This window comes from Pseudoalteromonas fenneropenaei, assembly GCF_042643375.1.
GTDB lineage: Bacteria > Pseudomonadota > Gammaproteobacteria > Enterobacterales > Alteromonadaceae > Pseudoalteromonas > Pseudoalteromonas fenneropenaei.
On record NZ_JBHRSD010000017.1, the window covers coordinates 72,022 to 90,776 of the forward strand.

At 45.6% G+C, this 18,755-nt stretch carries 16 protein-coding genes; 9 read left to right on the forward strand and 7 right to left on the reverse strand.

Annotation, left to right across the window (positions count from 1 at the left end):
- Positions 1–27 precede the first annotated feature (27 nt).
- From ACFOEE_RS10505 to can, 4 genes are read left to right on the forward strand one after another with little or no spacing between them, the layout of a single operon-like run.
- A complete protein-coding gene (locus ACFOEE_RS10505) occupies positions 28–1,074 on the forward strand; it encodes an ABC transporter substrate-binding protein (protein ID WP_377124421.1) in 1,047 nt (348 codons plus the stop codon).
- A complete protein-coding gene (locus ACFOEE_RS10510) occupies positions 1,074–1,853 on the forward strand; it encodes a hypothetical protein (protein WP_377123948.1) in 780 nt (259 codons plus the stop codon). Before ACFOEE_RS10505 ends, ACFOEE_RS10510 begins: the two co-directional genes overlap by 1 nt.
- A 29-nt stretch (positions 1,854–1,882) precedes the next feature.
- Entirely contained in the window at positions 1,883–3,064 is a 1,182-nt protein-coding gene (locus ACFOEE_RS10515) for a methyltransferase (protein ID WP_377123950.1), read from the forward strand.
- A gap of 5 nt (positions 3,065–3,069) precedes the next feature.
- Positions 3,070–3,723: a carbonate dehydratase gene (can, locus tag ACFOEE_RS10520; RefSeq protein ID WP_377123952.1), complete on the forward strand. Its 654-nt coding sequence runs from the start codon at positions 3,070–3,072 to the stop codon at positions 3,721–3,723.
- Between the two features lie 34 nt (positions 3,724–3,757).
- Here can and ACFOEE_RS10525 read toward each other — a convergent pair whose 3' ends face one another.
- From ACFOEE_RS10525 to ubiK, 3 genes are all read right to left on the reverse strand, one after another.
- The gene (locus ACFOEE_RS10525) at positions 3,758–5,017 is read right to left on the reverse strand and encodes a hypothetical protein (protein ID WP_377123954.1); all 1,260 of its coding nucleotides are present in this window, start codon (positions 5,015–5,017) and stop codon (positions 3,758–3,760) included.
- A gap of 23 nt (positions 5,018–5,040) precedes the next feature.
- Complete coding sequence (locus ACFOEE_RS10530; protein ID WP_377123956.1) at positions 5,041–5,562, reverse strand: outer membrane beta-barrel protein; 522 nt, start codon at positions 5,560–5,562, stop codon at positions 5,041–5,043.
- Between the two features lie 187 nt (positions 5,563–5,749).
- Positions 5,750–6,007 (reverse strand): ubiquinone biosynthesis accessory factor UbiK, encoded by a 258-nt coding sequence (gene ubiK, locus ACFOEE_RS10535; RefSeq protein WP_377123958.1) that lies wholly within the window; start codon positions 6,005–6,007, stop codon positions 5,750–5,752.
- A gap of 156 nt (positions 6,008–6,163) precedes the next feature.
- Between ubiK and rep the strand changes: the two genes are divergently transcribed.
- On the forward strand, positions 6,164–8,179 hold the full coding sequence (gene rep, locus ACFOEE_RS10540; RefSeq protein ID WP_377123960.1) for a DNA helicase Rep: 2,016 nt from the start codon (positions 6,164–6,166) through the stop codon (positions 8,177–8,179).
- A 4-nt stretch (positions 8,180–8,183) separates the two neighbouring features.
- Here rep and ACFOEE_RS10545 read toward each other — a convergent pair whose 3' ends face one another.
- The 3 genes from ACFOEE_RS10545 to elbB all read right to left on the reverse strand — a co-directional run bounded on the left by ACFOEE_RS10545 (position 8,184) and on the right by elbB (position 12,176).
- The gene (locus ACFOEE_RS10545; protein WP_377123962.1) at positions 8,184–10,763 is read right to left on the reverse strand and encodes a bifunctional diguanylate cyclase/phosphodiesterase; all 2,580 of its coding nucleotides are present in this window, start codon (positions 10,761–10,763) and stop codon (positions 8,184–8,186) included.
- 146 nt (positions 10,764–10,909) lie between these two features.
- Positions 10,910–11,302 carry a c-type cytochrome gene (locus ACFOEE_RS10550; protein ID WP_377123964.1) on the reverse strand — a complete coding sequence of 131 codons (393 nt, stop codon included), beginning with the start codon at positions 11,300–11,302 and terminating at the stop codon, positions 10,910–10,912.
- A gap of 220 nt (positions 11,303–11,522) precedes the next feature.
- On the reverse strand, positions 11,523–12,176 hold the full coding sequence (elbB, locus tag ACFOEE_RS10555; protein ID WP_377123966.1) for an isoprenoid biosynthesis glyoxalase ElbB: 654 nt from the start codon (positions 12,174–12,176) through the stop codon (positions 11,523–11,525).
- Positions 12,177–12,846: 670 nt separating this feature from the next.
- On the opposite strand from elbB, the gene polA reads away from it, so the two are divergent.
- From polA to ACFOEE_RS10570, 3 genes are all read left to right on the forward strand, one after another.
- Entirely contained in the window at positions 12,847–15,588 is a 2,742-nt protein-coding gene (gene polA / locus ACFOEE_RS10560; protein ID WP_377123968.1) for a DNA polymerase I, read from the forward strand.
- A gap of 397 nt (positions 15,589–15,985) precedes the next feature.
- A complete protein-coding gene (locus ACFOEE_RS10565; protein ID WP_377123970.1) occupies positions 15,986–16,564 on the forward strand; it encodes a YceI family protein in 579 nt (192 codons plus the stop codon).
- Between the two features lie 2 nt (positions 16,565–16,566).
- Positions 16,567–17,169, forward strand: a complete 603-nt coding sequence (locus ACFOEE_RS10570; protein ID WP_377123972.1) for a DUF1285 domain-containing protein — start codon at positions 16,567–16,569, stop codon at positions 17,167–17,169.
- A 6-nt stretch (positions 17,170–17,175) separates the two neighbouring features.
- On the opposite strand, the gene yihA is transcribed toward ACFOEE_RS10570, so the two are convergent.
- Positions 17,176–17,823 carry a ribosome biogenesis GTP-binding protein YihA/YsxC gene (gene yihA / locus ACFOEE_RS10575; protein WP_377123974.1) on the reverse strand — a complete coding sequence of 216 codons (648 nt, stop codon included), beginning with the start codon at positions 17,821–17,823 and terminating at the stop codon, positions 17,176–17,178.
- 263 nt (positions 17,824–18,086) lie between these two features.
- On the opposite strand from yihA, the gene ACFOEE_RS10580 reads away from it, so the two are divergent.
- A complete protein-coding gene (locus ACFOEE_RS10580) occupies positions 18,087–18,719 on the forward strand; it encodes a c-type cytochrome (RefSeq protein WP_377123976.1) in 633 nt (210 codons plus the stop codon).
- Positions 18,720–18,755: the final 36 nt, after the last annotated feature.

Here is an 18,755-nt window from a genome sequence, read left to right on the forward strand (position 1 = left end):
TGGTACAACAGTTTATTGCTCAGTGTGATGTGTTTCCCGTTGCTCGCACACTCCAAAGTATTAGACTCGGTATCGCTACAGTTAAAATGGACTCATCAGTTCCAGTTTGCTGGGTACTATGTTGCCAAGCAAAAAGGCTTTTACGAACAAGCTGGGCTGAACGTTAACATCATTCCTGCTGACCCAAATAATCCAGACACTTTCTTTAATGTCCTCTCTGGTCGTGCCCACTTCGGGATCACTCATTCGGGTGTGCTACAACAACGATTAGCCGGAAAACCTGTGGTGGCAATGGCTGCTATTTTGCAATCATCCCCGTACTGTTGGATGGTTAATGCAGGCAGTGATATTAAAGCGCCAAAAGATTTTGCTGGTAAACGTATTCCACATATCAGCCGCAGCGAAAATGCTGAACTGGTGGCTATGCTCGAACGTTCAGGTGTTAGTATTGATGAAATGAGACTCTATGCTGGGCTACATCCTATGGAGGATTTTCAGCGCGGCCTATTTGATGCACTACAGGTATATATCACCAATGAGCCTTTTGTGATGAAACAGCTGGGTGTTGAGGTACGGTTAATTTGCCCAAAGCGCTATGGTCTCAACGTCTACAGCGATATTTTATATACCAGCGAGCAAATGGTGCGCTATCGACCTGATGTGGTACAGCGCTTTAAAGAGGCCAGTTTACGTGGTTGGCGTTATGCGTTGTTAAATATGGAAGAAGCAATTGCGATTACTCACGAGCACTATGCAACGGCAAAATCAGTTGAACAGTTGGCTTACGAGGCGGAAAAGCTCAAGAGCTATATTTCGGTGCCTGGCGTTTCCTTGGGTAATATGACGCTCAGTAAGTGGGAGTGGATTGCTGACCTATATCAGCTCGACAAGCAGCAGTTTCGAGAGCATAGCAGAGGCTTTTTGTTTTCTGATAGCCAAGCGCAATTACCCAGCTGGTCATGGATGTTGGTCGCGGCATGTATACTGACGTTGCTAGCCATTCCGATGTATTTACACTTAATGTTTTCTAAACGGCGCAAGTTGCAGCTGCAGCGGCGAAATGAGGAGCCGTGATGAGCGTGCGTATACTTTGGAGCACGTTATTATCGCTAAGCTTCGCTTGTATGGCAGCTACAGAGCAAGCTGCACCTTATATTATTAATGTTTCGGAAAGTATCGCCAATCCGGGCAACCAAGCTGCTTTAGAGCGGCTTTATCAGCGTTTATATCAGCCGCTGGGAATTGTTCCGCTGTTAACTTTTCATCCCTCAAAACGAGGGCTTGCATTGCTCGCTGATGGTCAATTGGATGCAGATGCTGCTCGGGTGGCGGAAATAATCGAACGTTACCCTGAGCTGGTTAAAATCGAACCGCCACTGTTTACCTTAGATAATGGTTACTACTGTGCTGAAGCTAAGTATTGTGAACGCATTACTCAAGACACAGTGCTGATAGTACCTAAAGGCACCCCCGCTATTCAGCATTTTTGTGAAGAGCAAAGGTTAAGCTGCCTTTATGTTAACAATGACCAATCGGCGTTTAAGGCGCTTGAATCCGGTGTGGGCGAAGCGCTGCTGTCATTTGATTGGGGGGCGCGCACGGTTATTTGTAGTTCGCGGTTTCGACGCTTATTTTATCGTCCAGAGCCGCGCTTGCGACAAAATGTATACCATTTTGTTAGTAGCAAACATGCCGGATTAGCTGACAAGCTCAGCCAAGTGATCCAGACGATGGCACAAAACGGTGATTTTAATGACTTCTATCAGTTTGGTATGGAGCGTCACCTAAAGTGTGGCGCTCAGCTGTTGCCAGTCACCATCGACGAGGTACATGTTCCAACCCAAATGCAGTAAAATGAGTTTTTTCCTCTAGGAATGGTGTGATGTCCTATCTGCAGCAGTTTCTCATGCTTGATGAGTTGTTACATGCGACGAAACCTTACTGGCATCGTGTGGCATTTAATGAGCCAGATATTCCTTGGGCAGTTTTGCGTGCACCACTGTTGGCGTTAAGTGATGAACAACTCGCAGCGCTGGAGGCTTCACCCTGTGCATTACTGGAGTGGCTAAAACCGCATATTACCGAACTTAACACTTTGTCTCGTTTAACTATTTTACCTCAGCGTCAGCCAAGTGCCGCTGCTTTACCATTTTGGCTTGAAAACGGTATTAAAGGCCGTAAGCTTGCGCAGCTTAAAGCGTTTAGCAGTGCTTTGGGCAAAGTGTCAGGACGTTATTTGGAATGGTGTGCGGGTAAAGGTCATTTAGGGCGAATTTTAGCGTTTCAGGGCGCACAGCAAGTTACCGCCCTAGAGCTACAGCAAAGTTTATGTGACGAGGGAGCCACTGTGGCAACGCGTCAGCAGTTGGCAATGCAATTCCATCGTTGTGATGTGTTACAAGACAATGTCAGTGAGTATTTTCAGGCAACTGATCATGCGGTGGCATTACATGCCTGTGGCCGTTTACACCAAGTATTCTTGCGTGAAGGCGTTGCCGCAGGTTGCCAAAAGCTCAGCCTCTCCCCCTGTTGCTATCATCTTTATACGACAGAGCCGTATGAGGCGCTGAGCGAGCCTGCACAAAGTAGCAAGTTGCGCTTAACCCACCATGATATCAAGTTAGCGTTGCAAGAAACTGTTACAGCGCCCGGACGTTTGGCTGCCGTGCGTTATAAAGAGATCAGTTGGCGGTTGGGATTTGATCAATTGCGCGCTGAACTCAGCGGTGAGCCGCACTACGTCAGTGTACCTTCGGTGGGCAAACAAATTTTCTCAGGCACGTTTAGTGCTTTTTGTCAGTGGGCTGCGGCGCAAAAAGGCCTCAGCTTACCCGCAACACTGGATTACGCTCACTATCAACAGCAAGGCGAGCGCAGGATGAAAATTACCGAACGGATCGAACTGGTGCGTCATGCGTTTCGTCGCGCGCTGGAGATCTGGTTGGTCCTCGATAGGGTTTTATATTTGCAAGCAGCTGGGTATGATGTCGCGATGTTTGAATTTTGTGATAAAGCGCTCACACCGAGAAATATTCTCATTGAAGGGGTGCTAACTAAGAGGTAGAGCGCATGTGTGAATTAGATCATTTGTTGAGTAAGAATAGAGAGTGGGCAGAACGCACCCAAAAGCGCGATCCGCTATTTTTCGATAAGCTGGCAAAACAACAAAAACCAGAATACTTGTGGATTGGCTGTTCGGACTCTCGAGTGCCTGCAAATGAAATTGTTGACCTCATGCCCGGTGAGATGTTTGTGCACCGCAATGTCGCCAACGTGGTGGTACATACCGATCACAATTGCCTGTCAGTAATGCAGTTCGCTATCGAAGTGTTGAAGGTTAAACACATTTTGGTGGTTGGGCATTATGGTTGTGGTGGTGTGCAGGCGGTGCTAGATGACGTGCGCTTTGGTTTAATTGATAACTGGCTGCGCCATGTCGCTGATGTTAAAGAGAAACATCAGCATGTCTTGAATGAACTAGAAACTCAACGGCATATTGATGCGTTATGTGAGCTGAACGTGATTGAGCAAGTGCGCAATGTCTGTTTGACCAATGTGGTGCAGGATGCGTGGCAGCGAGGGCAAAAGCTCAGTGTTCGTGGTTGGGTATATGGCTTAAAAGATGGCTTGTTGCAAGAGATCCATCCTGCAGTAACGGGCAGTGATAATTTGTCGTCAGGTCACCAGCAAGCAGTGCGCAATGTGATAGTGCGGAATCGTTAAAAAAATAATCGGGTTGCAATGGCAACCCGATTTTTTAGTTGATAGTCACGTTCAAGGTAACACTCTGTCCATCGTAACTAAATTGACCTTGGGTTGTGCCTGAGCTACCAGTCTTGGCTTTAATTTCAATGGTGGCTTCATCACTGCCGATATTTTTGCGTGTGAGTTCCAGTTTGCTACTGTCCCAGCTCCAATTTGCCAGTTCACTGACGTTCAATAACGCCGTCAAACCGCTCACTGTGGCATAGACTTTTAAACTAGTACTTTCACCGGCTTTCAGGGTGAGGGTTTGCAGATTATCAGTCAGAGACAGTTTACTGGCATTGCCGCTTCCAGCACCTAATTGATCAACGGTGACACTTGCCTGTAATACGTCACATTGGGTCGTCACTTTGCCGTCGCCAGTTTTAACCGCCCACACCACTTTGCCGGTATTGGTGTCGGTGAGGTGAGTGCGAGTTTGGTCGTCAACACTCCACGGTAAATAATCAGTCAGAGGAAGTTTATCGCCGTTCGCGGCTACTCCATAGGCAACCAAAGTACTGCGCTTACCCAATTGTAGATCTAACTCGCTCAGTTCTTCACCTCGACTATTGGCGATGGCAAGGCGACTTAAAGTGGTATTACTGATAGCGACATTGAGCTGCGCCGCGACTGCGCCATAAGTGGCTTTAATGGTGCCTTGTGTTTGCGATTGCAAACCTGTGATTTTACCAGTGGACGAAGTGGTTAAAATTTCTGGGGTTAAACTTTGCCAGCTAAGCGATGATGTGGTCAATGCACTGACATAGCCGTCGGCATAATGGGCAGTAGCGCTAACTTGGCTTGGAACGCATGCTGCAATATCTGCGTTGGTGGTAGCCAAACTCAATGTTTGTGGGGCAAGATCGCTCACCGACAATTGCACGGTACGCTTGAGGCCAGTCAAAGTGGTGGCTTCAAAGGTGATAAGGCTTTGTACTGCATCACTATTTTTAAGCGCTGTGACTTTTCCTTCGGCATTAATTGACGCGACTTCTGGTGATAACGACAGCCATTTTAACTCTTTGGTAATGTCACGTTGGTTGCCATTTTTATCAACGCCAGTAGCGGTTAATTGCGCTGTTTGACCAGGCTTGATACGAATATCGCCACCAGCGATATTGAACTCAACGACCACCGTACCTTTGTCAATTTGCGATTGTAAATCAAAGGCATCGATGATTTTTTCGGCATTGTCATTACCACCACAACCAGCAACGAGTAAGGCTGAGGTGAATATGGATACACTAAGTAGTGGGCGGAAAATTGTCATGGTTAATCCTTTATGCCGTGGCTTTAGAATTGCACGATAAACCCGGCACTTAAACCGGCAAGTTTAATATCATCCTTACTGTAACGACTTTGGTAGCCGCCAGTAAGTAGGATATAGTCACTTAAGTGATAGTTAAGATTAAGACCCCACGCGAAGCCATTAAATTCTTCTTTACTCTCATAGACTTCAGGGCGGCCTGAAAAAGTCACCGTATTGCGTGCGTAACCCAATAAAATATCTAACGACACACCATCGTACTGCTCGGATGCAAAGCGAAAATAGGCCGCATTGCTATCTCTTACCTCGGTATCCACGCCAAACAGTTGATCTGATTTATCATTGACTGTGGTATGTAGTTCGAAATACAGACGCTCAATGGTTTCTATGCCGAGGCTCACGCCGTAGAGTTTCGGGCTCGCATCATGGCCATCAAAGTCCAGCTTGGGAGCAAAGTATTGGGCGCCAACCGTGATGGTTTGGGCATGTAAAGGGAGCGCAATACAGCTTGCAATTAAGCTTGCTGACGCCAAGATAAATCGCTTCATAAATGTCCATTTTTAGAAATCTGCAGTTCCTAATAATGTAACATTTTGATGCGGGGCAAGGAATCATAAAACGGTTGTTTTTTGTTACCGAAATCAACCTCAGTTCCTAGCTATCTTTATGATTTATCTACTGTTGTATTTTTATCAACACCATTGGAGTGTGTACCCAACAGTGTTGATAGGGGGGTTACTGCTGTGGCGTTTGTAACTTAGCTTCTAGCTCAGCTACCTTGGCTTCTAACTCAAGTAATTTTTCGCGCGTGCGGATTAATACTTTGCTTTGAATATCAAATTCCTCACGGCTGACAAAGTCCATTTCGCTGAGTTTATTTTGCAGCACTTGTTTGGTTTTGGTTTCAAACGATTCAGCGATGTTTTTCAGACCTTGAGGCATGTTGCCAGAAATTTGTTTGGCGATTTCTTCAAGTTTAGCTGGGTTGATCATAGCAGATCCTTGTTTGCAGGTTATTCGCGATGTAACTGAGTTTAACGCATTGCGCCCTGAGCACAAAGAGATGTTGAACAATTCGGCACTCTGGCTAGGCTTAGCGTGATGCTTGGTTTAAAATGTCGAGTCCAACTCAGTAAGGTTTAGTCGCTCATGAAACTCAATCCCCGCCAAGATGAAGCAGTTAAATATATCAGTGGCCCTTGTTTAGTATTAGCGGGTGCAGGCTCAGGTAAAACGCGGGTGATCACCAATAAAATTGCTTATTTAGTGCAGCAGTGTGAGTACCAAGCAAGAAACATTGCGGCGGTGACGTTTACCAATAAAGCCGCACGGGAAATGCGTGAGCGGGTGGCGCAAACTTTAGGTAAGCAAGATGCCAAAGGCTTATGGGTATCCACCTTTCATACTTTGGGCCTGGAGATCATTAAAAAAGAACTCAAAACTTTAGGTTTTAAGCCGGGTTTTTCGTTGTTTGATGACCAAGATACGCAGCAGCTATTAGGGGACTTGACGGAAAAGGAGCTAGATCGGGATAAAGATTTGCTCAATCTGCTTAAAAGCCAAATCGGCAGTTGGAAAAATGAATTGATCTTACCAGAGCGTGCAGTTAGGGAAGCGCGTGAGCCACAAAAAGCACTTTTTGCCCAGCTATACGCACGTTATCAAATCCAACTGCGCGCTTATAATGCGTTGGATTTTGACGACTTGATCATGATCCCAACGCTATTACTCAATCAATCTGTTGAGGTACGCGAGCGCTGGCAACAACGTTTTCGTTATTTGTTGGTCGATGAGTATCAAGATACCAATACCAGCCAATATCAATTGGTAAAGTTGTTAGTAGGCGAGCGCGCCCGTTTTACGGTAGTAGGGGACGACGACCAATCTATTTATTCGTGGCGCGGTGCAAAACCACAAAACTTAGTGCTACTTAAGAAAGACTTTCCAGGTTTACGTTTGATTAAGCTGGAGCAAAATTACCGCAGTAGCGGGCGTATTCTTAAAGCTGCCAATATTCTGATTGCTAATAATCCGCATGAATTTGAAAAACAGCTCTTCAGTGAACTCGGTTATGGTGAACCGCTGCGCGTTATTGCCACTCGTGATGAAGAGCATGAGGCAGAGCGGGTGGTGGCAGAGATCATTTCGCATAAGTTTATGCAGCGCACTAGTTTTCGGGATTACGCTATTTTGTACCGAGGTAATCACCAAGCGCGGGTGTTTGAAAAGGCACTGATGACTAACCGCATTCCATACAAACTCAGTGGTGGTACGTCGTTTTTTGGTCGCAGTGAAATTAAAGACATCATGGCTTATTTACGCTTATTGGTGAATCAAGATGATGATAATGCGTTTATCCGCATCGTGAATACGCCTAAACGCGATATTGGCCCTGTCACCTTAGAAAAGCTTGGCACGTTGGCCAATGAAAAACATATGAGTTTATTTGCCGCGTGTTTTGATCCTGAATTAGTCAACCGTTTAGCGGGACGTGGCTTAAATGCCTTAATGGGTTTTGCCCGCTGGATTGTAGAACTGTCAGATCGCGCAGTACGTGGCGATACTTTAGAAGCGGTAAGGGATATGGTGCGCGAAAGCCATTACGAAGCCTATCTTTACGAATCTTCGCCGTCAGCCAAAGCGGCGGAAATGCGGATGAAAAACGTCTCTGAGCTGTATCGCTGGATAAGCGATATGTTAAGCGGTGATGAAGACAATCCTGCCCTGACCTTACCTGAGGTGGTGAGTAAACTGACCTTACGTGACATGCTAGAGCGCAATGAAGAAGAAGATGACAGCGACGCCGTGCAGCTGTTAACCCTCCATGCCTCAAAAGGCTTAGAGTACCCGCATGTGTTTATGGTGGGGATGGAAGAGGGGTTGTTACCGCATCAAGTCAGTATTGATGAAGAGAACGTTGAGGAAGAACGGCGGTTAGCCTATGTTGGCATCACGCGTGCGCAGCAAACTTTAACTATGACGTACGCTAAAAGCCGGCGTCAATTTGGTGAGACGATCACCCCAGAACTGAGTCGCTTTGTTGAAGAATTACCGCAGGACGACTTGTTGATTGAAGGCCGTCAGCCAGTGAAAACTCAACAAGAAAGGATGCAGTCGGGGCAAGCGCGGGTAGCTGGTTTACGGGCGATGTTAAAACGCGATTAGCGAGTTACTCAGCGAGTAACTCGCTGCTGGCCTGAGTTTCGGCCAAAGTAGCCAAATTGAGCTGTTTACCAAAAAAGCGCTTCAAGCCGTGTTTTTCTAACAAGGTTTGGAAATTCAATATGGCGGGCCCTTTAGCGATGACTTGAATGTTTTTACATTCTGTCACGGCTAAGATCCCTTTCAATTGCACTTCAAAACTAGACTGTTGCAACACTCGCTTACTGAATGTCGAGCTTAATAACACATAAGTGAAGTCGATTTGGCTAAGTAGGGTGAGATCGCAGCGATCTTTAGCAAAATCATTTAGGCCAATAGGAATACCAGTTAACGCCAATTGCTTTAGATTATCCAATTGGCGACTAGAGGCAAACCGGATGTCGTGTTCATTGAACAGTAAACAAAGCCCTTTGCTTTGATTTTGCAGTTGTTTTTGCAATAGTCCAAATGCCTGCTCTTCAAGCAGTAAAGTCGAACAGGCCAGTAGCGTATGGCCAGCAAATTGTGGTGTGGCAACTTGTGCTTCACGTAGTAATTTGAGTTCAAGTTCAAGTTGTTCATCACGTTCAGCGGCGAACTTTTTCAGAATATCGAAGCTAGTGCTACCTAATACAGGATGCTCGCCAAAAGCTTCTAACATGCGTACCGCAGGTACGGTTTGGATAAGTTTTGTAGCTGATGCAGAGTAATCAACCACTTCGGTACTGCGGAAATGGCTTGGTAAATCACACAAATGATGGCATTCCACGGCTTTTGGTAGATGCTTTCCAGCGGTGAGCAAGGGATGATAAAACTCAAACCGACCACGCCCTGCATTTTTCGCGTAATACATTGCCGCATCTGCGTCGCGAATGATCTCATCAATATCGCCATAACGCTTATTGCTATAGGTAATACCAATACTGGCACCACTTTGTACACAAATACCTTTCATACAAAACGGCTTTTGCATCACTCGAATGATCCGCTTGGCGACATCTTCGGCTTGGTTTTTATCGCTAAGGTGATTCAGTAAGATGACAAACTCGTCGCCAGCTAGTCGCGCCAGTAAGTCATGTTCGCGAATGCATTCAGAAAACGCCTCGCTGACATTAATCAGGAATTGATCACCAGCTTGGTGGCCCAATTGATCGTTAATGTCTTTAAATTTATCCAAATCAATAAAGAGCACGGCAAAATGGTGCTCTGGGTGACGTTGATAAATCTGCAGCGTTTTTTCGAGCTGAGTCAGGAATAAACTGCGATTTGGTAATCCGGTTAGCGGGTCGTGATGAGCGTCATGATAGAGCTGTTGCTCAATTTTTTTGCGCTCTTCAATTTGCATTTGTAAATGCAGATTGGTTTGGCGTAATTCTTTGGTTTTTTCTAAAACGCGAATTTCCAGCTCTTGATAACTGGCTTTCAGCGCCTGATTCGCTAAATGGGTTTGTAACACAGTCGCAATCTGATTGGAGACGAAGGAGATCAGCTCCATGTCGTCATGATCAAACTCATAACTGTGATTATAAGCCTGACAGGCTATCAGTCCGATGACACCTTGAGCGGTTTTCAAAGGTGCGCCAAGCCAGCTGGTGGCTGCCCATTTGGGGTCAAAATTAGCGGGGCGCTCAACAATGCCATTTTCAATTAGCAGATTTGCTCTGTGGCCATCAATTAACTGACTGCGTTCGGTGCTTATCACCAACTCACTATAGCCTTTGGCAAACTTTCGCGGCTGCGAACTCGGCGAGACGCTATCAACGCAATAAGGGAAATTTAACCAGCCTGATTCTTTGTCGTACAACGCGATATAGAGATTGTCAGCGAAGGTGATCGAACGAATGATCTGATGAACTTGTTGATAAATTTCATCTATTTGTGAGTTGCAGGTGGCTAATTCGGAGATCTTAAACAGGATCTGCTGACGTTCGAGCGCTTTTTTTCGTTGTTCAATTTCTTTGTTGAGCGCTTCATTGCTTTGCATCAGCGCACGGGTGCGAATCTTAACTTCAGACTCTAGCAGCTCGCGCTTTTTCACTCTTTCTATTGCGGTAGCCAAATACAAAGACATGACTTCAAGCAGCTCGATTTGCTGTTCAGAGTAGCTTTGCTCCGCGTTATAACTTTGCGATACCATCACCCCGATAATGGTTTTATCGCGGTAAACTGGCACGCCCACCCAATATTCGGCGGGACTACCTAAGGCGCGAAAACGCCCTTCAGTAATGGCGGCCTGCATGGTGTCGCGGGTGAAATAAACGGTTTTGCCAAGGCGGAATACGTAACCTGTTACACCTTCTGAAAAATGGTGTGATTCATTGAGCGGAACTGAAATGCCATCACGTTCATCAACAAAATAGGAAAGTTCCAATTGTTGCGAAAATTGGTTTTGCAGTACCACATAAAAACTGCGACTTGGCAGGTATTGTTCAAGAATATGGTGAATGGCAGGATACAACAGCGTTAATTCAGGCACAGTACTAGCCTGCTCTGATAATTGGATCAAAGCATATTGCAAATGATGTGTCTGTTTGTATTTCTTTAGTAAGCTTTCTAAGCGTTTGTTTCGCCTTGATAATTTACTAAGCGCTGAGGCGGTATCTTCCAATGATTGAACCGATTATTATTGTTTATTTATTGGCCACTATACTTCCACTTTTTTAGGTGAAAAGTCAAGTTGAATAGGCCTAAGTTGCTATAATGTGGACATGAGGTTTGTTAGACTAACAAACCTCAATATTGCGAAATAGCTGATTACTTGGCAGCCATAAAATCAATTGCTGCAGCGATTTCTTCGTCGCTACAGTTCATACATGTACCACGTGGTGGCATTGAGTTAAAACCTTCAATCGCATGCTTAAGTAACACGTCTTTGCCTTTGGCCAAGCGCGGTACCCAATCTTCATGTGATTTAGGTGCACCTAAAGCGCCCGTGCCATGACAAGCAAAACAAGATGCTTGATAAACTTGCTCACCTGAACGAGGGCCAGTTGATTCAGCGGCTGCAGTATCAGCAGCACCTGCTAGGTAAACAGAACCAATTGGCGCCAAACGTTGTTTGATGGCTTCTTCTGTTAGCGAATTATCATAAGGCTGTGCAAACACAGCGGTGGATAGCAATAGTAATGCTGCTGAGAGTTTTTTCATTTGCCTTGCTCACTTCGATTTGCACGTGTGTATCACGAGCTGACCCAAATGCGGGTGATTATAACGTCACCAGTCGATTTATAAAACGTAAACTTAGGTAATCTTGGCAAAATTGCACAATTATTTGTGCTAACGCATGATTTATCGAGTAAATCAGTGATTTCGGGTTGCAATAATGGGCTTAAACACGTGTTTAAAACCCATTATTTTTACGCAAATTTTATTTGCAAAGTGTCAGCACTGCGTCAACCAGTTTGGCAATCCCGGTGTCCGCTTCGACTATCGATTGTGCCAACATATAGGCGGGGGTGCTGACCACTTTATGGCGCTTATCGATCACAATGTCATCCACTTTACAGTTAACATGCTCCCCTCCTAGCGCACCGATAGCAGCTGCAGTATCTGCGTCGTTACCTATGGTTAATTGTGGTTGCTGTGCGTAAATCAACGGGATCATAGCGGGTGCAATACAAATATAACCTGCGGGTTTACCCTCGGCCGCGAACGCCTGACAGGCGCGCAGTAGATCTTGCTGTAGGGTCGCAGCTGCGCCTTTAACAGCAAAATCTGAGAGGTTTTTTGCTGCTCCAAATCCACCAGGAAGGATCACCGCATCAAAGTCCGCCGCGTTTAATTCTGACAAGGCTTTAATATCACCGCGTGCAATGCGCGCTGCTTCAACTAAAACATTGCGATTGGGTTGCATTTCTTCACCAGTAATGTGGTTAAGCGTGTGCATTTGCATAATGTCTGGTGCAAAGCACTGATATGTCGCGCCTGAACGGGCAATATGTAGCAGCGTTAACACCGCTTCTTGAATTTCTGCACCATCGAATACACCGCAGCCTGATAAGATCACCGCAACTTTACGCATAGTTTTGCTCCTTTAAAAATGAATCAGCAGTGCGCAGAGTGTAGCACGATAGCAAATGAAGAGCAGGGTGCTGATGGCATTTGTACCGAATGAACTTATACCCTTGCTATTTGGTGTTGCAGCGGTGTTGGTCAGGTTTTACCCCAATCCCATCGGAGATCTATGCCCATGGGAGCTGTTTATTTGCCGCCAACCTGAAACGCTGAGCGATGTGGGTATAGTCATCATTTCAAGGCCAATTTTTCCCGTTAATTTGCGCAAAATGCCTGTCGTGACTGCTTTATGCCGATTGCAAATAAAGCAATGAACAAAAAATTATAAAGGATCTGCTTTGATCTTTGATCCAATGTGTTAGTATACCTGTCCGCTTTTAGAAAAGCAGTTTCAAGACAATGTGAAAACACTCTCGTTAAAATACGTTTTCCACATTCAGCGGAATAATAATAACAATATCAGCCGTAAATTATTCCCTTAATAATCATGTAGTAACAAATATATTAGGAAGCGTTTTAAGCCCATTTCCTTGGTCTTGCTGTGCTTATCTACAAAGTTATCCACAATATATCCAATATGCAACTCTGAGTTGCGGTGGGAGATTTCTCGTTTTCTTCGCTATGCTATGGCATGCTATAGCAAAGAATTTAAACACGCCTTTTAGGATCCTCTTTTTATGTCACAGATCCCAACAAATCCCTTAATTCTAGTAGATGGTTCATCTTATCTATTCCGTGCTTATCATTCGCCTCCGCACTTGACCAATTCTAAAGGCGAAGCCACCGGTGCCATTTACGGGGTCGTCAACATGTTAAAGAGCTTGGTTAAGCAATATCAGCCAAGCCATATGGCGGTGATTTTCGACGCTAAAGGTAAAACTTTCCGTAATGATCTTTATCCCGAATATAAAGCACATCGACCACCGATGCCGGATGATCTGCGCTCACAAATTGCGCCTTTGCACGAGATCATTAAAGCGATGGGGTTTCCGCTGATTAGTATTGAAGGCGTTGAGGCGGATGACGTGATAGGGACTTACGCCCGTATTGCGTCAGAGCAGCAGCGCCATGTGCTGATCTCGACCGGTGACAAAGATATGGCTCAGCTAGTGAATGAGCATGTCACGCTAATCAATACCATGACAGATACGGTGTCAGATCCAGCCATGGTGGTCGAAAAGTTTGGTGTTGCGCCAAATCAAATCATTGATTATCTCGCCTTGATGGGCGACAAAGTCGACAATATTCCAGGTGTTGAGGGCTGTGGCCCCAAAACAGCCGTTAAGTGGCTGGAGCAATATCAGACTTTACAAGGTGTTATCGACAATGCCGATGCGATTAAGGGCAAAATAGGCGATAAACTGCGCGCCGCTATCCCGCAATTACCACTGAGCTATGAATTGGCGACTATCAAACTAGATGTTGCAGTTGATGCCGATTTGGAATCACTCACTATTCATCCTGCTGATCATGACAAATTAATCGCTCTTTATGGTGAATGTGAGTTCAAACGGTGGCTGGCTGAATTACTGAGTAAAGGTGCGACTACCGATATAGTGACAAAAGCGGCGCCAGCCCAAGAGCTTCCAGCCGCTGATAGCCCAATAGACGCGCAGTACGAAACCATTTTGACTGTGGAACAATTACAGCGCTGGGCAGACAAGCTCAAAGCGGCGGAGCTATTTGCTTTTGATACCGAAACTACCAGCCTTGATTATATGCAGGCGAAATTGGTAGGCATGAGTTTCGCTGTGGCACCGGGCGACGCTGCTTACTTGCCGCTGGCCCATGACTACGTCGGTGCACCAGAACAATTGAGCTTGGCTGAAGTATTGGCGGTGCTTGGTGATATTCTCGCGGATGAAAACAAGCCAAAAGTGGGGCAAAACCTCAAATACGACAAGAGTATTTTGGCACAAGCGGGGATCCCCTTTGCCGGCATTAAGTACGACACTATGCTTGAATCTTATGTACTCAATAGTGTCGGTACACGTCACGATATGGACTCTTTGGCGCTCAAATATTTGGGCTATAAAACCGTGAGTTTTGAGGATATTGCGGGTAAGGGCAAAGGCCAGCTGACTTTTAACCAGATTGAACTGGAAAAAGCGGCGCACTACGCTGCTGAAGACGCAGATATCACCTTCCGCTTACACCAAACCTTATGGCCTAAGCTTCAAGCCGAGCCGAGCTTACAAAGAGTGTTTTCGGATATTGAGCTGCCTTTAGTTACGGTACTTTCTGATGTTGAACGTACCGGTGTTAGCATTGATAGCGCGATGCTCGGCAAGCAGAGCCAACATTTGGGAGAGCGTTTGCTAGAGCTCGAACAAGCGGCTTATAGCATTGCTGAAGAAACCTTCAACCTAAGTTCAACGAAGCAATTACAAACGATTTTGTTCGATAAGCTAGGCTTACCTGTTATCAAGAAAACTCCTAAAGGTGCGCCATCTACCGCTGAAGAAGTGTTACAAGAGTTGGCTCATGATTATGAGCTTCCAAAAATCATTATGGAACATCGTGGTTTGTCGAAACTAAAATCGACCTACACGGACAAGTTACCTTTAATGGTGAATAAAGACACCGGCCGTGTTCACACTTCGTATCACCAAGCGGTAACGGCAACGGGACGTCTAAGCTCAACCGATCCAAATTTACAGAATATTCCTATTCGTTCTGAAGAAGGTCGTCATATTCGTGAGGCTTTTGTGGCGGCGCCGGGCTATCAAATTGTGGCCGCAGACTATAGCCAGATTGAACTGCGCATTATGGCACATTTATCTCAAGACAAAGGTTTGTTGAGTGCATTTGCTGCGGGACAAGATGTACACAGTGCCACCGCAGCAGAAGTGTTTGCTGTGGACGTTGCTGACGTCACCAGCGATATGCGACGTAAAGCGAAGGCGGTTAACTTTGGCCTTATCTATGGCATGTCGGCCTTTGGCCTCGCGCGTCAGCTGGATGTGCCACGTGGTGAAGCTCAGCATTATATTGACCGTTACTTTGAGCGTTTTCCAGGCGTATTAACTTACATGGAAAATACCCGTCAGCATGCCTCAGAACAAGGTTTTGTTGAGACGTTATTCGGCCGTCGTCTGTATTTACCAGATATCAATGCCCGCAATGGTGCGGCGAGAAAAGCAGCTGAGCGTGCTGCGATTAACGCGCCAATGCAAGGAACTGCTGCGGATATCATCAAACGTGCGATGATAGCGGTGCATGCTTGGTTGCAAACTTTGCCGGCAGGCGAAGCAAAATTACTGATGCAAGTGCACGACGAATTGGTGTTTGAAATTAAGACCGAATTGGTTGAGGACTACAAAGTTAAGATCTGTGAGTTAATGTCTGCGGCTGCGAAATTGGACGTGCCGCTATTAGTTGAAGCAGATTCAGGTGACAACTGGCAACAGGCACACTAGTAGGATCACGCGCTAATAAATAACGTTACAGATTTTACCAGCCTGTGAAGCTTTCTAACTAGCTGTTGAGAAAACATCAAATCGGGCGGAAATGTGACTGGAATGGTTTATTTCCAGACGGCTATTTGTTAGAGTGCGCGCCGTCCTTATCCTGTAGGACATCCTGTTGATGATGTATCTCTCTTTGGAGGATACAGCGTATTGATAGCTTCTCCCCAGATTGCTATACCGGCTCGCTAATTTAGCGGGCCGTTTTTTTATCCTCTCTTTACTTTGATCTTACTTGAATACCTCGTAAACTGATTGCTCGTTAATGAGGGCGGGATTTGTCATTATGTTGCGTAGTGAGTGAAGCGCACAGTCCCTCAGTTGTTTTTTCAAATTCAAGGAATGCGTCATGCTAAAATCACTATTTCTTGCCAGCAGCTTGGCTGTAACGGCATTTACGCCAGCGGCGTTGGCAAATTGGCAACTGGACAACAGTACCAGTGAGCTGAATTTTATTTCGATAAAAAACAATCAAGTCGCAGAAACACATCATTTTAAGCAGCTTGCCGCAAGATTAAGCGAGCAAGGAACGCTGAGCTTGGAAATTGATCTCAGCTCAATTGAAAGTCTGATCCCTATTCGCAATGAGCGCATGCAAAAAATGCTATTTGACATAGCTGCGTTTCCGAAAGCTGAAGTGAGCGCTTCTTTAGCGCCGCAACTAAAAACCTTACAAGAGGGTGTCAACATTCTAAGTCAGGTGCCTGCAACTTTATCACTGCATGGTAAAACTCAGCCTTTATCACTTGAGCTAACCGTGGTTAAACAGGGTAAAAACTTGCTAGTGAGCAGCCGCAAACCTGTGTTAGTACAAGCCGCTAGTTTTGATTTAGTTGAGGGTATTGATGCGTTACGTGTAATTGCTGGACTTGATACTATTGCGACTGCTGTCCCAGTTAACTTTACTTTGCAGTTTTACCCCGAGTAATTATGCAATCGCTTGCTGATGTGATGTTGGCCTGCGCACCGCCACTTGGGCCAAAAGCTCAGTGGCAGCCTGCCAGTTGTGCTAACTTAACTTTAAGCATCGACAACGAAGGGCAATGGTGGCACGAGGGGCAGCCTGTTGTGCGTACCGAATTGGCCCGTTTATGGGCGAGTGTGCTGCAAGTGAGTTATCGACAGCCTGAGCGCTTAGTTATGTCGCCTGATGCGTCAAACCCTGAGTCGTATCAGGAAGCCCACTACGAGCTAGTGACACCTGTTGAGCGTGTTGCTGTTGCGGTCGCTGACGTGCCGTTTGTGATAGTCAGTTGGCGCTCGTTAACTGTGGTTGAAGGGGAAGTGTTGATAGCATGCGATAATTTAGGTCGAGAATGGCCGTTATGTGCCGAGTATCCCTTATTGCTGCTACCTTACCAGCGTCAGTTATTGCCTTATTTACAGCTAAATCAGGGTTTATTAGCGCGGGTGCAGCGGAATGTGTTTTATCAATGGGCACAGTTAGCGGAATATGAAGCACAGCAATGGTGGATCCGTTCTGCTGGACAGCGCTTTGTCCTCGCTTATGACGAGGACGGTGGGGCGCAATAGTATAAGTTATTCACACTGAGCGTCAGGCGCTTCACTTATGACTGGTTTATACGGTCCTAAAAACCACTCATCTAAAGCCCAAGCTAAATCAGTCAGGCCGATGCCTTTGAGTGATGAAAAAGCGTAAACACGAATGTCGCCGTTGAGTTCAGCCAAAGCTTTTTTCACTTGAAGCACTTCACTTTTGCGTTTGCCTTGTGCATATTTATCGGCTTTGGTCAGCAATGCAACTACTGGTAGCTCACAGCCAACGGCCCATTCAATGAGATCCAAATCAAGATCTTTAAGTGGGTGACGGATGTCCATCAAAATGACCAAGCCTTTTAGACTATCGCGCTTTTGTAAATATTCGCCGAGAGACTTTTGCCATTTGATTTTCATTTCCAACGGAACTTTAGCAAAACCATAGCCCGGTAAGTCAATCAAACGTTGCCCTTCGCTTAATTCAAAGGTGTTGATCAGCTGCGTGCGGCCTGGGGTTTTACTGGTGCGAGCTAACTTTTGCTCAGTCAGCGCATTCAGTGCACTGGATTTACCTGCATTGGAGCGGCCAGCAAAAGCAATTTCAATCCCTGTATCGGCGGGAAGGCGGCTGATATCTGGGGCACTGGTAATAAACTTGGCGGTATTGTATTTAATACGAGACTTAAGCACGCATACTCCTCAGCAGCAGAAAATTGAAATAATCACGATAAAAAGATGTCCAAGAGAGGCATTTTAGCCTAAATTGCCATGTTACAAAAGCGCCATGCAACTAAGTCTACACTACAAGTTTTAATCTAGGTCAAAACCCTATAATTTATAAGACTAATGTGGGCAGAAAACGTGCCACATAAAATATTATCGTGTAGAATGTAGCAATTACAGCTTTTAGATTGTAACCGTATACGTAAAGGGTCGGAAACAGAGAACTCACCATGAAAAAATTAGCACTCACTTTAACCATGTTACTTGGTGCCCTATCAGCCAGTAACGCAGTAGCATTCGACGGAAATGCAGAAGCAGGTAAGGCCAAGTCTGCAACGTGTGCAGCGTGTCATGGCCCTGACGGTAATGCACCAGTTGCCATCTATCCTAAATTGGCAGGTCAGCATGCTGATTACATTTATAAGCAACTACAAGAATTAAAGCTAGGTATGACGTCTGGCGGTAAGCAAGGTCGTATGGACCCAGTTATGAGTGGTATGGCAATGGCGTTGTCAGAGCAAGATATGAAAGATTTAGCTGCTTTCTATGCTACACAAAACATGTCTGCTGGTACTACACCGGAAGAAGTGGTTGCAGCGGGTTCAAAACTATATAAAGCGGGTGATGCAGAGCGCGGTATTCCAGCTTGTGCAGCGTGTCACGGTCCTCGTGGTAACGGTACTTCGTTATCAAAATTCCCGAAAATTTCATTCCAACACCCAGATTATATCAAATCACAACTATTGAAGTTCCGTGATGGCAGTCGCGCGAATGATATGAATGGTATGATGCGAGATATCGCGAAAAAATTAACCGATCAAGACATTGAAGTGTTATCTAAATACTTAGGTGGTTTGCATTAAGATTGATGCGCGGGGTGCATTTTACATCTCAACTGT

What these genes read in the sequence shown, in the direction of transcription:
- can (WP_377123952.1), top strand. Translation starts at nt 3,070, where the DNA reads ATGTGTGAATTAGATCATTTGTTGAGTAAGAATAGAGAGTGGGCAGAA.
- ACFOEE_RS10515 (WP_377123950.1), top strand. Translation starts at nt 1,883, where the DNA reads ATGTCCTATCTGCAGCAGTTTCTCATGCTTGATGAGTTGTTACATGCG.
- ubiK (WP_377123958.1), bottom strand. Translation starts at nt 6,007, where the DNA reads ATGATCAACCCAGCTAAACTTGAAGAAATCGCCAAACAAATTTCTGGC.
- ACFOEE_RS10565 (WP_377123970.1), top strand. Translation starts at nt 15,986, where the DNA reads ATGCTAAAATCACTATTTCTTGCCAGCAGCTTGGCTGTAACGGCATTT.
- ACFOEE_RS10580 (WP_377123976.1), top strand. Translation starts at nt 18,087, where the DNA reads ATGAAAAAATTAGCACTCACTTTAACCATGTTACTTGGTGCCCTATCA.
- rep (WP_377123960.1), top strand. Translation starts at nt 6,164, where the DNA reads ATGAAACTCAATCCCCGCCAAGATGAAGCAGTTAAATATATCAGTGGC.
- polA (WP_377123968.1), top strand. Translation starts at nt 12,847, where the DNA reads ATGTCACAGATCCCAACAAATCCCTTAATTCTAGTAGATGGTTCATCT.
- ACFOEE_RS10530 (WP_377123956.1), bottom strand. Translation starts at nt 5,562, where the DNA reads ATGAAGCGATTTATCTTGGCGTCAGCAAGCTTAATTGCAAGCTGTATT.
- ACFOEE_RS10525 (WP_377123954.1), bottom strand. Translation starts at nt 5,017, where the DNA reads ATGACAATTTTCCGCCCACTACTTAGTGTATCCATATTCACCTCAGCC.
- ACFOEE_RS10550 (WP_377123964.1), bottom strand. Translation starts at nt 11,302, where the DNA reads ATGAAAAAACTCTCAGCAGCATTACTATTGCTATCCACCGCTGTGTTT.
- ACFOEE_RS10510 (WP_377123948.1), top strand. Translation starts at nt 1,074, where the DNA reads ATGAGCGTGCGTATACTTTGGAGCACGTTATTATCGCTAAGCTTCGCT.
- ACFOEE_RS10570 (WP_377123972.1), top strand. Translation starts at nt 16,567, where the DNA reads ATGCAATCGCTTGCTGATGTGATGTTGGCCTGCGCACCGCCACTTGGG.
- ACFOEE_RS10505 (WP_377124421.1), top strand. Translation starts at nt 28, where the DNA reads ATGTGTTTCCCGTTGCTCGCACACTCCAAAGTATTAGACTCGGTATCG.
- elbB (WP_377123966.1), bottom strand. Translation starts at nt 12,176, where the DNA reads ATGCGTAAAGTTGCGGTGATCTTATCAGGCTGCGGTGTATTCGATGGT.